The 15726-nt window shown below is 59.2% G+C and carries 13 protein-coding genes; 3 read left to right on the forward strand and 10 right to left on the reverse strand.

Annotated elements, in window-relative coordinates; all coding sequences use genetic code 11:
• Window positions 1–2: 2 nt before the first annotated feature.
• From mraY to mraZ, 7 genes are read right to left on the reverse strand one after another with little or no spacing between them, the layout of a single operon-like run.
• A complete protein-coding gene (gene mraY / locus SANT_RS17130; protein WP_025423482.1) occupies window positions 3–1085 on the reverse strand; it encodes a phospho-N-acetylmuramoyl-pentapeptide-transferase in 1083 nt (360 codons plus the stop codon).
• A complete protein-coding gene (murF, locus tag SANT_RS17135; protein ID WP_025423483.1) occupies window positions 1079–2446 on the reverse strand; it encodes a UDP-N-acetylmuramoyl-tripeptide--D-alanyl-D-alanine ligase in 1368 nt (455 codons plus the stop codon). Before murF ends, mraY begins: the two co-directional genes overlap by 7 nt.
• The gene (murE, locus tag SANT_RS17140) at window positions 2443–3930 is read right to left on the reverse strand and encodes a UDP-N-acetylmuramoyl-L-alanyl-D-glutamate--2,6-diaminopimelate ligase (protein ID WP_025423484.1); all 1488 of its coding nucleotides are present in this window, start codon (window positions 3928–3930) and stop codon (window positions 2443–2445) included. Before murE ends, murF begins: the two co-directional genes overlap by 4 nt.
• Window positions 3917–5689, reverse strand: coding sequence for a peptidoglycan glycosyltransferase FtsI (locus SANT_RS17145; RefSeq protein ID WP_025423485.1), 1773 nt, complete (start codon window positions 5687–5689; stop codon window positions 3917–3919). Before SANT_RS17145 ends, murE begins: the two co-directional genes overlap by 14 nt.
• A gap of 25 nt (window positions 5690–5714) precedes the next feature.
• The gene (gene ftsL / locus SANT_RS17150; protein WP_025423486.1) at window positions 5715–6035 is read right to left on the reverse strand and encodes a cell division protein FtsL; all 321 of its coding nucleotides are present in this window, start codon (window positions 6033–6035) and stop codon (window positions 5715–5717) included.
• On the reverse strand, window positions 6032–6979 hold the full coding sequence (gene rsmH, locus SANT_RS17155; protein ID WP_025423487.1) for a 16S rRNA (cytosine(1402)-N(4))-methyltransferase RsmH: 948 nt from the start codon (window positions 6977–6979) through the stop codon (window positions 6032–6034). Before rsmH ends, ftsL begins: the two co-directional genes overlap by 4 nt.
• Window positions 6980–6981: 2 nt before the next feature.
• Window positions 6982–7440, reverse strand: coding sequence for a division/cell wall cluster transcriptional repressor MraZ (mraZ, locus tag SANT_RS17160; protein ID WP_011410413.1), 459 nt, complete (start codon window positions 7438–7440; stop codon window positions 6982–6984).
• Between the two features lie 845 nt (window positions 7441–8285).
• On the opposite strand from mraZ, the gene SANT_RS17165 reads away from it, so the two are divergent.
• Window positions 8286–8753 carry an L-alanine exporter AlaE gene (locus SANT_RS17165; protein ID WP_025423488.1) on the forward strand — a complete coding sequence of 156 codons (468 nt, stop codon included), beginning with the start codon at window positions 8286–8288 and terminating at the stop codon, window positions 8751–8753.
• A 28-nt stretch (window positions 8754–8781) separates the two neighbouring features.
• Here the strand turns inward: SANT_RS17165 and cra are convergent, their stop codons facing one another.
• From cra to ilvI, 3 genes are all read right to left on the reverse strand, one after another.
• Window positions 8782–9786, reverse strand: a complete 1005-nt coding sequence (gene cra, locus SANT_RS17170) for a catabolite repressor/activator (protein WP_025423489.1) — start codon at window positions 9784–9786, stop codon at window positions 8782–8784.
• 473 nt (window positions 9787–10259) lie between these two features.
• On the reverse strand, window positions 10260–10757 hold the full coding sequence (gene ilvN / locus SANT_RS17175; RefSeq protein WP_025423490.1) for an acetolactate synthase small subunit: 498 nt from the start codon (window positions 10755–10757) through the stop codon (window positions 10260–10262).
• 2 nt (window positions 10758–10759) lie between these two features.
• Entirely contained in the window at window positions 10760–12478 is a 1719-nt protein-coding gene (ilvI, locus tag SANT_RS17180) for an acetolactate synthase 3 large subunit (RefSeq protein WP_025423491.1), read from the reverse strand.
• Window positions 12479–13053: 575 nt separating this feature from the next.
• Between ilvI and leuA the strand changes: the two genes are divergently transcribed.
• Both leuA and leuB read left to right on the forward strand, forming a co-directional pair.
• Window positions 13054–14631: a 2-isopropylmalate synthase gene (gene leuA, locus SANT_RS17185; RefSeq protein ID WP_025423492.1), complete on the forward strand. Its 1578-nt coding sequence runs from the start codon at window positions 13054–13056 to the stop codon at window positions 14629–14631.
• Between the two features lie 2 nt (window positions 14632–14633).
• Entirely contained in the window at window positions 14634–15725 is a 1092-nt protein-coding gene (leuB, locus tag SANT_RS17190; protein WP_025423493.1) for a 3-isopropylmalate dehydrogenase, read from the forward strand.
• The last annotated feature ends 1 nt before the right edge of the window (window position 15726 follow it).

A 15726-nucleotide genomic window follows, 5' to 3' on the forward strand; every position in this document is an offset into this window, starting at 1 on the left:
GATTACCGTACCTTCAGCGTCGCCAGCCCGATAAGGACCAGCATCAGCGAAATTATCCAGAAGCGCACAATAACGCGCGGCTCCGGCCAGCCCTTCAATTCATAATGGTGATGAATGGGCGCCATACGGAAAATGCGCTGACCGCGCAATTTGAACGACCCCACCTGTAAAATCACCGACAGGGTTTCCACCACGAACACCCCGCCCATAATCAGCAGTAAAAACTCCTGGCGCAGCAGCACGGCGATAGTGCCGAGCGCGCCGCCCAGCGCCAGCGAGCCGACATCGCCCATAAAGACCTGTGCCGGGTAGGTGTTGAACCATAAAAACCCCAGACCGGCGCCGACGATCGCCGTACACACCACGACCAACTCCCCGGCGAAGCGCACGTAGGGAATATGCAGGTAGCCCGCGAAGTTCATGTTACCGGTCGCCCACGCCACCAGCGCCAGGCCGGCGGCGACGAACACCGTCGGCATAATCGCCAGGCCGTCCAGACCGTCGGTCAGATTGACCGCGTTGCTGGTGCCGACGATAACGAAGTAGGCCAACAGCACATACCACAGCCCCAGCTGCGGCATAATGTCTTTGAAAAACGGCACCACCAACTGGGTCGCCGGCGTATCTTTTCCCACCGCGAACATGGTGAACGCCACCGCCAGCGCTATCACCGACTGCCAGAAATACTTCCAGCGAGCAATAAGCCCCTTGGTGTCTTTGCGCACTACTTTGCGATAGTCGTCGATAAAACCCACGATGCCGTAACCCACCAGTACAAACAGCACGCACCACACATAGGGATTGGACGGATAGGCCCACATCAGCACCGAAATCGTAATCGACGTGAGGATCATCAGCCCGCCCATGGTCGGTGTACCGCGCTTGCTGAAATGCGATTCCGGGCCGTCATTGCGCACCACTTGCCCGATTTGCAGTTTTTGCAGCCAGGCGATAAGGCGCGGCCCCATCCAGAGCGACAAGAACAACGCGGTCAGCAGGCTGACGATGGCGCGGAACGTCAGGTATGAAAAGACGTTGAACCCCGAATAAAATTGGACCAGATGTTCGGCCAGCCAGACTAACATGGTGCTTTCTCCTGTAACGCGCGCACCACTTGCTCCATTGCGGCACTACGTGAACCCTTCACTAATACGGTCATTACCGCTTGCTCTGACAACAACTGCGCCAGACGGGCGGTGAGCGCCGCTTTGTCCTGAAAATGCTCGCCCCGATCGCTGGGCTCACCGATAAGGTGGCTCAGATTGCCGACGCTTAATACCTTGTCGATACCGGCCAGGGCGACGGCTTCGCCCACCTGCCGATGGCACTCGGCTGCTTCATCGCCCAACTCCGCCATATCGCCCACCACCATCACCCGGTAGCCCGGCATATCCGCCAGCACCTGCGCAGCGGCGGTCATGGAGCCGACATTGGCGTTATAGCTATCGTCCAGCAGCAGTTGCCCGGCGCCGAGCGCGATGGGGAACAGCCGTCCCGGTACGGCCTTGAGCTGCGCCAGGCCGGCGGCGATGGCCGGTAGTCCGGCGCCCACCGACAGCGCCAGCGCGCTGGCGGCCAGGGCATTGGCGACATTATGCCGTCCCGGCAGCGGCAGCCGCACCGGACACTCCCCGTGCGGGCTGTGCAGGATGAAACGCACCCCCTGCTGATCGCTTACGATGTCGCTGGCAAAGAAATCCACGCCTTCGGCGGCGTGTACGGCAAAACGCCAGACCGCTTTGTGGCCCAGCACCTGTTGCCAGTGCGGCCAGTCGTGGCTATCGGCGTTAAGGATGCCGCGGCCGTTGGCCGGCAGTCCGGCGAAAATTTCACCCTTGGCCTGCGCGACGCCCGACAGCGAACCGAACCCGGCCAGATGCGCGGCGGAAAGGTTGTTTACCAGCGCGGTTTCCGGCCGCACCAGATCGGTCGTCCAGGCAATTTCGCCGAGATGATTGGCGCCCAGCTCAATCACCGCGAAATCATGCTCCGGCGTCAGACGCAGCAGCGTCAGCGGTACGCCGATATCGTTATTGAAATTTCCCTCGGTCGCCAGCACGCGCCCGCACTGGCGCAGGATAGCGGCGGTCATCTCTTTGACCGAGGTTTTGCCGGAGGACCCCGTCAGGGCCACCACCCGCGCCGGCACCTGCTGGCGCACCCAGGCGCCCAATTGTCCCAGCGCGCGGCGGGTATCGGCGACAATCAGCTGCGGCACGTCCAGCGGTAGCCGGCGATTGACCAGCAGCGCCACAGCGCCGGCGGCGACCGCCTGTTCGGCGAAATCATGGGCGTCAAACTGCTCGCCCTTCAGCGCGACAAATACACTGCCTTCGGCCGTGCTCGGCGCCCGCGAGTCGGTGACCACAGACAGGATAGTGCGATCGTCGCCCACCCGTTCGGCGTTGAGCACCGGTGCGATAGCGCTGAGAGAAAAGGGGATCATGCCATCACCCCCAGCAGCCGCGCCACGGTGGTGCGGTCAGAGTAGTCCAGCCGCTGCTGACCGATGATTTGGTAATCTTCATGGCCCTTACCGGCCACCAGCACCAGATCTGCCGGCGCGGCCTGCATAATGGCGCTGGTTACCGCCTCGGCACGGCCTGCAATCGCCTGGGCGCGGCCCGCATCCAGCAGACCGCTCTTAATGTCGTTGATAATGTCCTGCGCCGTTTCCCCGCGCGGGTTATCGTCGGTAATAATTACCCGGTCGGCGTACTGTTCGGCGATAGCGCCCATCAGCGGCCGCTTACCTTTATCGCGATCGCCGCCGCAGCCGAACACACACCAGAGTTTACCGTGGCAATGCAGTCTGGCTGCCGTCAGCGCCTTTTCCAGCGCGTCAGGAGTATGGGCATAATCTACCAGCACCGTGGGACGGCCTTCGGCGTGAAAGACTTCCATGCGGCCGCAAACCGATTGCAGGCGGCTGGCGCTGTCAAGCAGCGCCGGCAGCGGGTAGCCGAGCGCCAGCAGCGTGGTCAGCGCCAGTAACAGATTACTGACGTTGAATTCCCCGATTAATTGACTGTGGACGATCCCATCTCCCCAGCTGGAGCGGAAGGGAATATCCGCGCCGCGCGCATGATAGCGTACCTCGCCCGCACACAACCAGTCGCCCTGCCGTTCCGGCGGCAGCGCGCCGCTGACCGCTACCGCGATCGCCTGCGGCAATTGGTGCAGCCAGCGCCGGCCGGTGGCGTCATCGGCGTTGATAATGCGCTGACCGACGTCAAGCTCGCCGAACAGCCGCCATTTGGCCGCTTCGTACTGCGCCATATCGCCGTGATAATCTAAATGGTCGCGGCTCAGATTGGTAAAGACCGCAGCGGCGAAATGCAGACTGCTGACCCGGTGCTGCACCAGACCGTGGGACGAGACTTCCATCGCCGTGAAGGTCGCGCCCTGGCGCTGCAACTGCGACAGCAGCTGCTGGACTTCGACCGGCGAGCCGGTAGTGTTGTCGGCCGGATGGATGTGGCCCAGCACGCCGTTGCCGACGGTGCCCATCACCGCACTGGTTTCGCCCAATAACTGCGCCCATTGCGCCAAAAGATGCGTGGTGGTGGTTTTGCCGTTGGTGCCGGTGACGCCAATCAGGCGCAGCGCGTGCGACGGCTGCTGATAAAAGCGCCCCGCCAGCGCCGATAACCGCTCTTGCAGCCGGTGAAGATAGATGACCGGCACGCCGTGCAGCTCACGCATTTCACCTTCTTCGGCTTCGCCTTCCGCTTGTGCCACGACGGCGGCAACGCCTTGCGCGATCGCCTGGGGAATATAGCGACGCCCGTCCGTCTGATGGCCGGCGACGGCCACAAACAGATCGCCCGCAGCCGCGGTGCGGCTGTCCAGCGTCATTTCCCTCAGCACGCGTCCCGGCGCGTTAGGCACCCAGGGCGCGAGCAGCTCACGCAAATTACGATCGGTCACCTGATGCCTCTTTTCGATTATTGACGACCATGTCGGATTTCTCGCCGGGCTGCGGCAGCGCATCCGGCTCTATGTTCATTGTACGCAGTACGCCGCCCATGATGGCGCCAAATACCGGCGCGGAGACCGCCCCGCCGTAGTATTTGCCGCCCTGCGGATCGTTTATCACCACCACCAGCGCAAAGCGCGGATTACTGGCCGGCGCGACTCCGGCGGTATAGGCGATATATTTATTGATATAATTACCGTCCGGCCCGACCTTTTTGGCGGTACCGGTCTTGATGGCGATGCGATAGCCCTTGATCGCGGCTTTGGTACCGCCGCCACCCGGCAGCGCCACGCTTTCCATCATGTGTACCACGGTACGCACCAGCGATTCGGGAAACACCCGCTCTCCCGCCACCGGGGGATCGACCCGGGTAATGGAAAGCGGGCGTAAAACGCCCATACCGCCGATCGTGGCGTAGACCCGCGCTAATTGTAACGGCGTTACCATTAGCCCGTAGCCGTAAGAGAAGGCGGCCCTCTCCATGTCGGACCACCGTTGTTTATGGGGATATAAGCCACTGCTTTCTCCGACCAGCCCCAAATTGGTCGCCTTACCCAATCCAAAGCGCGAGTAAGTTTCTACCAGCGCCGAGGACGGCATCGCTAACGCCAGCTTAGACACACCGACGTTACTCGATTTCTGCAAAATACCTGTCACGGTTAATTCGGCATAGCGCGCCACATCCTTGATTTGGTGGCCGCTAATCATGTAGGGCAGCGTATTGAGTACGCTGTTTTCCCGCACCACGCCGCGCTGCAGCGCGGTCATCACCACCATCGGCTTGACCGTCGAACCCGGCTCGAAAATATCGGTGATGGCGCGGTTGCGCATCACGTCCATGGTGGTGCCGGTCAAATTATTGGGGTTGTAGGAGGGGCTGTTGGCCATGGCCAGCACTTCGCCGGTGTTGACATCCACCAGAACCGCCGTGCCCGATTCGGCCTTATTGAACGCCACGGCGTTATTCAGCTCGCGATACACCAGCGCCTGCAGCCGTTCGTCGATACTCAGCGCCAAGTTGTGCGCCGCCTGACTGTCCACCGAGGAGATATCCTCGATGACCCGGCCGAATCGGTCTTTACGCACCGTACGCTCGCCGGGCTGGCCGGTCAGCCAGCGGTCGAAGCTTTTTTCGATGCCCTCAATGCCCTGGCTATCGATATTGGTCACGCCGATAAGATGCGCGGTTACCTGACCGGCGGGGTAATAGCGCCGTGACTCCTGACGCAGATAAATACCGGGAAGTTTAAGTTTATGGATGTAATCGCCGATAGCAGGATTAACCTGGCGCGCCAAATAGACAAAACGCCCTTTGGGATTGGCGTTGATGCGTGAGGAGAGCTGATCGAGGGGAATGGAAAGCGCATCGGACAGCGCTTTCCAGCGGCTGTCGGCGCTAATACCGCCATGATCGTTGAGCTCTTTCGGATCGGCCCAGATGGCGTTGACCGGCACGCTTACCGCCAGGGGACGGCCGGCGCGGTCGCTTATCATGCCGCGCGCGGTGGGGACTTGCTGCACGCGCAGCGAGCGCATATCCCCTTCACGCACCAGCTTGTCAGGATTGATGACCTGCAAATAGGCCACCCGCAGCATCAGCCCCACCAGCGCCAGCAGGATGCAACCGCACAGCAAGGCGAAACGCCAGCTGACAAAGCTGGTCTGATTCTCCTGGCGTTTCAGTTTCATCGTGCGTGCTGCGGCTTTCATGTATCGTTAGCGATCCCTGTGTAGATTACGGTTGAACCACAATATTCTCTTGCGACGGATCCACATGCTGCATTTGCAGCTTCTCGGTGGCGATACGCTCAACGCGGCTGTGATCGCCCAGCGCGTTTTCCTCCAGGATCAGGTTGCGCCACTCAATATCCAGCGCGTCCTTCTCCAGAACCATCTGTTCACGTTCAGCGGTCAGCCGCCGGGTCTGGTGGGTGGTGGTCACCACCAGAACCGCCGAGACCAGGACCGCAATCAACAGCAGCAGCGGCAGCTTGCCGTGGCGCAACAGATCGCTGCCGATGATCCCGATAAGGCCGTGCCGCTCGTTGCCGATCATGGCGCCAGTTTCTCGGCGAAGCGCAGCACCGAACTGCGCGCGCGCGGGTTGTCGTTAATCTCCCGCGCCGACGGCTGCATTTTCCCGGCCGCTTTCAGTTGGCGCCGATCCTGGTGCTGCGCGGCGATCTGCGCCTCCGTGAGCGGCAGACCCGCCGGCACCTGCGGCCCGCGGCTGTGCTGACGGATAAAATGTTTCACCAGCCGATCCTCTAGCGAATGGAAGCTGATAACCGACAACCTACCGCCGGGGGCCAGCACCGCCAGCGCGCTGTCCAGCGCCCGTTCGATCTCTTCCAGCTCGCTATTGATGTAAATGCGGATCGCCTGGAAACTGCGCGTCGCCGGATGTTTATGTTTATCGCGAAACGGACTGGCGTCGGCAATCAACGCCGCCAGTTCGCGGGTGCGGGTCATCGGCTGCTGGCGATTTCGCGCCACGATGGCCTGAGCAATGCGCTTGGCGAAGCGCTCTTCGCCGAAAGTTTTCAACACCCAAGCAATATCTTCCGCCGAGGCTTGCGCCAGCCACTGCGCGGCGGACTGACCGCGCGTGGTGTCCATGCGCATATCCAGCGGTCCGTCGCGCATAAACGAAAAGCCGCGCTCCGGATCGTCAAGCTGCGGCGACGAGACGCCCAGATCCAGCAATATGCCGTCAACCCGGCCCAGCAGATCCCTTTCCGCCATGTAATCCGCCATGGCGGAAAACGGCCCATGGATAATGGTAAAACGCGCATCCTCAATGGCCCGCGCCGCTTCGATAGCCGCGGGATCGCGATCGATAGCGAACAGTCGTCCCTGCGCATTCAGCTTTGACAAAATAAGACGTGAATGCCCGCCGCGTCCGAAGGTTCCGTCCAAATAGACGCCATCTGGCCGGAGGTTCAGCCCCTTCACCGCTTCGTCCAGCAACACGGTGGTATGTAAATAATTCTCTGACATGGCTATAGCGATAAGTCTTGCAGCCGGTCGGTAAGCGGTAGCTCCGCCGACAGCTCAGCGTCGATGTCATCCTTGACTTGTTGATACCAGGTCTGTTCGTCCCACAACTCGAACTTATTGAATTGCCCAACCAGCATCACTTCTTTTGACAGCCCGGCATGCTGCCGGAGCGTCGGCGCGAGCAGTATTCTGCCTGCGCCATCCATCTGGCACTCGCTCGCATGCCCCAGCAACAACCGCTGCACCCGGCGTTCCGCGGGGTTCATGCTCGACAATCGCGACAGCTTTTGTTCAATGATTTCCCAGGCCGGCAGGGGGTAAAGCAGCAGACATGGCTGATGGAGGTCAATGGTACACACCATTAAACCTGCCGATTCCTCATTCAGCTTTTCCCGATGACGGGTAGGCACGGCGAGCCGGCCTTTGCTGTCAAGGTTAACCAAGGTTGCGCCACGAAACATGCGTCCGTTTACCCCTTAAAAACCTTAATCACCACTTTGCCCCACAAATTCCCACGCAAAAGAGTGTACGAATGGTGTCAAAACATTGTCAAGCGACTAAATGACTCAGAAGGGATTATTTACATCGGTAATTACCATTTGGCAGGTGAATGCGTAATACATCGCAAAAAAAAGCTAAAAATAACATCACTCTATTCATCTTCATTCTGTACAAAATAAAAATATAAATATTCGCGCCTACCAAACCCCTGACGGCCAAAAATCGGGTATAACGGACTTACAGGAAGCGGGAAAGCGCCGCGCGACGCTTGGGCGGATGAAGCAAGGGGGGAGTAACAGAAGGGTTTACCATTCCTCTTTTTTCATACTGCGCAGTTATTTTAACGTCTTTATTAATCGGGCGGAAGCGTTCTGTTCGGCGGCTTAAAATACACCTTCGCTTTTATATGCCCTAATCTTTGTTGATTTTATCATCAGATGTTTATTGGTTAAACGCCCGCTTTATTTTATCGCCAGACTATTCCTAAAAGCGACGCAATTCATTTTTCTTACCGCGCCGGCGCGTTAAAACGTCAACAGGGTCAGCGGCAAACCCATCACCTCCAACCAATTGATTATCATTATTTTTCATTTACTGACGGCGAGAAATCGTCCCGAAGCCCTCCAGCGGTCATTTTATTGGCACAAATATCGACATTTAACATTTAAATAAAAATTATAAGCTACTTAACTTAACACAAGTAGTGATGTACTCTACGCCACATAAATAATGCCTTACAAATCACTTTGGCTGCCGCTTCCCTCGCCGCACGCCCATGATCTTTTCGCGCTGGAGCCGTTACGTCATGTTTGCTGAATCATCCCGTTTACGCAGTGCCGCGGCGGATACTTTTGCGCTGGTGGTGTACTGTTTTTTTACCGGGATGGCGATTGAGATCCTACTGTCCGGCATGAGCCTACAGCAGTCGCTGTCGTCGCGGCTGTTGGCGATTCCGGTCAATGTGATTATCGCCTGGCCGTTTGGCCAGTATCGCGACGCGGTGCTGCGTCTGGGGTGGTTGCACGGGCCGAAACAATTCTGGACCCGTAATTTGGCGGATTTGCTGGCATATGTCAGCTTTCAATCACCGGTTTACGCGGTCATTCTTTTGGCGGTGGGGGTGGAATGGCAGCAGCTGATAGCGGCGGTGGCCAGCAATGCGGTGGCCTCTATGGTGCTTGGTGTGGTGTACGGCTACTTCCTGGAATATTGCCGCCGGCTGTTCCGGGTGACCGGGACATTGCCGGTCACCTCTGCGCCGTCCCGACAGTAACGTCGACGCCCGGCCCGGCGGCGCGTGATTAATTCCGGCTAAGCTGACCGCGCCGGAACAGACTGCGGCGAATACGCGTCAGGCCCGACTTGGGTCGATGGGGCTCGTCGAGGCTGGCGAGCACCAGCTCCAGCACCCGCTCCGCCACTTCCCGATGGCGCTGGGCAACCGCCAGCACCGGACATTCGAGAAAATCCAGCAGCTCGTTATCGCCGAACGTGGCGATAGCCAGATTGGTCGGCAGCCGGCCGCTGCGTTTCAGCGTCACATCCATCACACCTTGCAGCAGTGAAAACGATGTGGTGAACAGCGCCTGCGGCATCGGATTGCTCTCCAGATAGCGGCCAAACAACCCCGCCGCCGCTGAACGCTCGTAGCTGTTGGCATAGAGAAAGTCCGGCTTGCGCCGATCCTGACCCCAGCCGCGGCGAAAGCCCTGTTCGCGCAGAAAACTCACCGACAGCTCCGGTAGCGCGCCAAGATACAGCACGTGCTCCCCCGGAAACTGGCTGAGCTCCTGGGACAACATTTCCGCATCTTCCTCATCCGCGCCGACGACGCTGATAAAGTGCTCGCGATCCAGCGCGCGATCGAGTGCGATGATGGGGAAGGCGTCATTGGCCCAGCGCTGGTAGAACGGATGCTCCGGCGGCAGGGCGGTAGAGACGATAATGGCGTCCACCTGCCGCTGCAGCAGATGCTCTACGCAGCGCATCTCGTTGTCCGGTTGGTCTTCCGAACAGGCAATCAATAGCTGATAGCCGCGCTGACGCGCCTGGCGCTCGAGATAGTTGGCGATGCGGGTATAACTGGTGTTTTCCAGATCGGGGATAACCAGGCCGATGGAGCGGGTGCGCCCGGCGCGCAGGCCGGCGGCGACCGCATTTGGATGGTAATTATGCTCCCTGACCACTGCCATAACCTTTTCCACGGTTTTATCGCTGACGCGGTATTGTTTCGCTTTACCGTTAATGACATAACTGGCGGTTGTGCGCGAAACACCAGCCAGGCGCGCGATTTCATCCAGTTTCACATAGACCCCTTTATGCTTATCAATTAACCCTTTGCCCGAATGTCCATAGTCGCACCGGGGAATTCAACCATGCTACAACTATCAGCACAAAATGCTAAGGGAAAATCCAGCGGTCCGCCGCGAGCGCCGTAAGCGCTTGGCTGACGTGGCTGACATCTTGAATGCAGTGGATGAAACGGCAACAGGACTACGGCACGGTATCAGGCCAGGTAGGGCTAACCATCAAGGCGTCAGCGCCGCGCTGCTCAGCGCGCTATCAGGCCGGCCAGGGTGGAACCCCCGTCCCGCCGTCGCCGGTAAACCCGGCCAGAGACGGCCTTACAGCCTGCCCTGCCGCTTCGGGGGAAACGCGCCGATGCAGGATTCAGCTCGGCGTTAAAGCCCTCATGCGCCGGGCGTTACACCCTTTGCGCCCGGCGCATTAAGGGACGTTCAGCCGATAACGCCAGCCGCGGCCACCGTTGGTCAAGCGTTCAGCGCATCACTTTGTCGCCGCGCGACAGCCCGACAATGCCCGAACGGGCGACTTCAACGATTTCCGCCACTTCGCGCACGGTGGCGAGAAACGCGTCCAATTTCTCGCTGGTGCCCGCAAGCTGTACGGTATAAATGGCCGGGGTGACGTCGACAATCTGACCGCGGAAGATTTCAGCACAGCGTTTGACCTCTTCGCGCGCGAATCCGCTGGCCTGTACTTTCACCAACATAATCTCCCGCTCCACATGACTACCGCCACCCTGCCCCAGTTCGCTGACGCGCAGCACATCCACCAGTTTGTGCAGTTGCTTTTCGATTTGCTCCAGCACTTTCTCATCGCCCATGGTCTGGATGGTCATGCGCGAAAGGGTCGGATCGTCGGTGGGCGCCACGGTCAAACTTTCAATGTTGTAGCCGCGCTGGGAAAACAACCCGATCACCCGGGATAACGCGCCGGATTCGTTTTCCAGTAATACCGATAAAATACGGCGCATGATCAGGTCCTCTCCGTTTTACTTAACCACATTTCATCCATACCGCCGCCGCGGATCTGCATGGGGTAAACGTGTTCCGTTCCATCCACCATCACGTCCACGAACACCAGACGGTTTTTCACCGCCAGCGCCTGCGCCAGCTTGGATTCGAGCTCGTCCGGCCGCTCAATCGCGATGCCGACATGACCATAGGCCTCCGCCAATTTCACGAAGTCCGGCAGGGACGCCATGTAGGATTGGGAGTGGCGGCCGGAATAAATCATGTCCTGCCACTGCTTTACCATGCCCAAATAGCGGTTGTTCAAACTGACCACCACCACCGGCAAATCGTATTGCAGAGCGGTGGACAGCTCCTGAATATTCATTTGAATACTGCCGTCGCCGGTGATACACAGCACCGTTTCCTGCGGGAAGGCCATTTTCACCCCGAGCGCCGCCGGCAGGCCAAAGCCCATGGTGCCCAGGCCGCCGGAATTAATCCAGCGCCGCGGTTCATCGAACGGATAATACAACGCGGCAAACATCTGATGCTGACCCACATCGGAGGTGACGTAAGCGTTGCCCTGCGTCAGCCGGTACAGCGTCTCGATCACCGCCTGGGGCTTGATTTTATCGCTGCCGCTGTCGTATTTCAGGCAGGCGCGGGCGCGCCACTGCTCGATATCCCGCCACCAATCGCGCAGCGCGTCGAACGGCTGGCGGCTCTCGCCCTGCTCCAGCAGCTCCAGCATCTGTTCGAGAACATGGCGGGCGTCGCCGACGATCGGCACGTCAGCGGTGACGGTTTTGGAGATCGACGCCGGATCGATATCGATATGCAGCACCGTGGCATCCGGGCAATATTTCGCCAGGTTATTGGTGGTACGATCGTCGAAGCGCACCCCCACGGCAAAAATCACGTCGGCGCGATGCATCGCCATATTCGCCTCGAAGGTACCGTGCATGCCCAGCATACCGAGGCTTTGCCGATGGCTGCCGGGGAAGCTGCCCAGCCCCATCAGCGAGCTGACCACCGGCAGGTTCAGCTGTTCCGCCAACTGGCGCAGTTCGCGGTGGCAGGCGGAGGTAATGGCCCCGCCGCCGGTGTAAACCACCGGCCGCTCGGCGGCGAGCAACGTCGTGAGCGCGCGCCGGATTTGCCCTTTATGGCCCTGGACCGTGGGGTTGTACGAGCGCATCGACACCGAATCGGGATAGAGGTAGGGCAGCTTGTGCGCGGCGCTCAGGATGTCCTTGGGCAGATCGATAACCACCGGCCCCGGTCGCCCGCTGGCGGCGAGATAGAAAGCCTTTTTCAGCACCTGCGGGATATCTTCGGTTTTCTTGACCAGAAAACTGTGTTTCACCACCGGACGCGAGATCCCTATCATATCGCACTCTTGAAAGGCGTCGTAACCAATCAGCGAGCTGGCCACCTGGCCTGACAGCACCACGAGCGGAATCGAATCCATATAGGCGGTGGCGATGCCGGTCACCGCATTGGTGGCGCCGGGACCGGAAGTCACCAGCACCACGCCGACCTCGCCGGTAGCGCGGGCGTAGCCATCGGCCATGTGCACCGCGCCCTGTTCGTGACGCACCAGCACATGATCGATCCCGCCGACCGTATGCAAGGCATCATAAATATCCAGCACGGCACCGCCGGGATAACCGAATACCTGCTTTACGCCCTGATCAATTAATGACCGGACGACCATCTCGGCTCCTGACAACATCTCCATGGTTTGCCTCCAGGCTTACAGTGTTACGCCGACAGCGGAACGCCTTTCCGATTGTCGTGAGGGACAGGGAATAAGCACCCTGAATACGGTGTTGTTATATTTTATGGCCGATTACGATAGCGCCTGTTAATGATGCAGGCAAACAGCAAAAATTCCCGCGCGAATAGCGGCTCTGTTTATTACGCTATCGCGCCGCGCCATCGCAAGATATTCCACTGGCTATCCCACTATTTTTGGCGGGTTATTTCTGTCTATAGGTCAATTTTAGCAGGGGTGCGTAAAAGCACGCGCCGGCAAATCCCGCGCTCGCGCCGCAGGGACGCGATGAACGGTTGACAGCGCGCGCCGAATGCGGTACCAATAACCCTATTAAACGAATTCACTATTGGAATGCAGAGAGTTTATGTTCACGTCTATCCGTCTACTAAGCCTACTACTACACGCAGAAATGATGCGCGGCAGGCTGGTGCACGGTATTCAGAACTGAATTCGGGCCACTCCAGATAAAAACCCGCGCACTGCGCGGGTTTTTTTATGCCTGCCGGGTGCGGAAACCTACAGAATAAGGATCGACCATGAGCCAACAAGTCATTATTTTCGATACGACGCTGCGTGATGGTGAACAGGCATTGCAGGCAAGCTTGAGCGTGAAAGAGAAACTGCAAGTTGCGCAGGCGCTGGAAAGAATGGGCGTTGACGTCATGGAGGTAGGTTTTCCGGTATCCTCCCCGGGTGACTTTGAATCCGTGCAAACCATTGCCCGCCAGATCAAAAACAGCCGCGTCTGCGGCCTGGCGCGCTGCGTCGATCGCGATATTGATGTCGCGGCCGAAGCGCTGCGCGTGGCGGAGGCTTTCCGCATCCATGTCTTCCTGGCCACCTCGACCCTGCATGTGGAATCCAAGCTGAAAAAGAGCTTTGACCAGGTGGTTGAAATGGCGGTGCACTCGGTGAAACGCGCGCGCAACTATACCGATGACGTGGAATTTTCCTGCGAAGACGCCGGCCGTACCCCGATCGATAACCTGTGCCGTATCGTCGAAGCCGCCATTAACGCCGGCGCGCGCACGATCAATATTCCCGATACCGTGGGTTACACCACCCCGAATCAGTTCGGCGGTATCATCACCTCGCTGTTCCAACGGGTGCCGAATATCGACAAAGCCATTATTTCGGTCCATTGCCACGACGACCTGGGCATGGCAGTAGGCAACTCCATTGCCGCGATCCAGGCCGGCGCCCGCCAGGTGGAAGGCACCCTCAACGGCATCGGCGAACGCGCCGGTAATACCGCGCTGGAAGAGGTGATAATGGCGATCAAAGTGCGCCAGGACTTGCTGAACGTCCACACCGGCATTCATCATCAAGAAATCTACCGCACCAGCCAGGTGGTCAGCCAACTGTGCAACATGCCGATTCCCGCCAATAAGGCGGTGGTAGGCGCCAATGCCTTCGCCCACTCTTCCGGTATTCATCAGGACGGCGTGCTGAAAAATCGCCAGAACTACGAAATCATGACGCCGGAAACCATCGGTCTGAAAGAGGTGCAGCTGAACCTGACCTCCCGTTCCGGCCGCGCGGCGGTGAAACACCGCATGCAGGAAATGGGCTATCAGGAAAGCGATTACTCCCTGGACGAGCTGTACGACGCTTTCTTGAAGCTGGCCGATAAAAAGGGCCAAGTCTTCGACTACGATCTGGAAGCGCTGGCGTTTATCAACAATCAGCAGGAACAGTCGGAGCATTTCCGCCTGGACTATTTCAGCGTTCAGTCCAGCTCCGCCGATATCGCCACCGCCTCGGTGAAACTGGCCTGCGGTGACGAGCTCCACGCCGAAGCCGCCACCGGCAACGGCCCGGTAGATGCCGTCTACGAGGCGCTGAACCGCATTACGCAGTTCTCCATTCAGTTGGAGCAGTACCAGTTGACCGCCAAGGGCCACGGCCGGGATGCGCTGGGCCAGGTAGATATCGTGGTCGAGTATGAGGGACGCCGCTTCCACGGCGTCGGTCTGGCCACGGATATCATCGAATCCTCCGCCCAGGCGATGGTCAATGCGATGAACAACATTTGGCGCGCGCGGCAGGTCGGTATCGAACTGCGTCGCCTGCACCAGCACAATAACAGTCAGGATATGCAGGAAACGGTGTAATGATGAGCAAGACTTACCATATTGCGGTTTTACCCGGCGACGGTATCGGCCCGGAAGTCATGGCGCAGGCCTATAAGATCCTCGATGCGGTGCGCCAGCGGTTCGGCGTGCGTATCTCTACCAGCGAATATGATGTGGGCGGCGTGGCTATCGACCGTCACGGCAGCCCGCTGCCCGCAGGCACTTTGGCCGGCTGCGAACAGGCGGACGCGATTCTGTTCGGTTCGGTGGGCGGCCCGAAATGGGAACATCTGCCGGCGGCGGAACAGCCGGAGCGCGGCGCGCTGCTGCCGCTGCGTAAACACTTCAAGCTGTTTTCCAATCTGCGGCCGTCGCGCCTGTATCCGGGGCTGGAGGCGTACTGTCCCCTGCGGGCCGATATCGCCGAACGCGGGTTCGATATTCTGTGCGTGCGCGAGCTGACCGGCGGGATTTATTTCGGTCAGCCGAAAGGCCGCGAAGGTAGCGGCCCGCACGAGCACGCTTTTGATACCGAAGTCTACTACCGGTTCGAGATTGAGCGTATCGCCCGCATCGCCTTTGAATCGGCGCGCAAACGGCGCAACAAAGTGACCTCCATCGATAAGGCCAACGTGCTGCAAAGCTCTATTCTGTGGCGCGAGGTGGTAAATCAGGTGGCGCAGGACTACCCGGAGGTGGCGCTGTCGCATTTGTATATCGATAACGCCACCATGCAGCTGATTAAAGATCCGTCCCAGTTTGACGTGATGCTGTGCTCCAATCTGTTCGGCGATATTCTCTCCGACGAATGCGCCATGATTACCGGCTCGATGGGCATGTTGCCCTCGGCCAGTCTGAATGAACAGGGCTTCGGCATGTATGAGCCCGCCGGCGGCTCGGCACCGGATATCGCCGGCAAAGATATCGCCAACCCGGTGGCGCAGATTCTGTCCACCGCCCTGCTAATGCGTTACAGCCTGGGGCTGGACGACGCCGCGGACGCTATTGAGCGCGCGGTCAATCAGGCGCTGGAAGCCGGGCACCGCACCGCCGACCTGGCCGGCGGCGGCAGCGCGGTGGGCACCGGCGAAATGGGCGATATTATCGCCGCGTTAATCAGTCAAGGGGCATAAT

The sequence above is a fragment of the Sodalis praecaptivus genome (assembly GCF_000517425.1).
GTDB lineage: Bacteria > Pseudomonadota > Gammaproteobacteria > Enterobacterales > Enterobacteriaceae > Sodalis_A > Sodalis_A praecaptivus.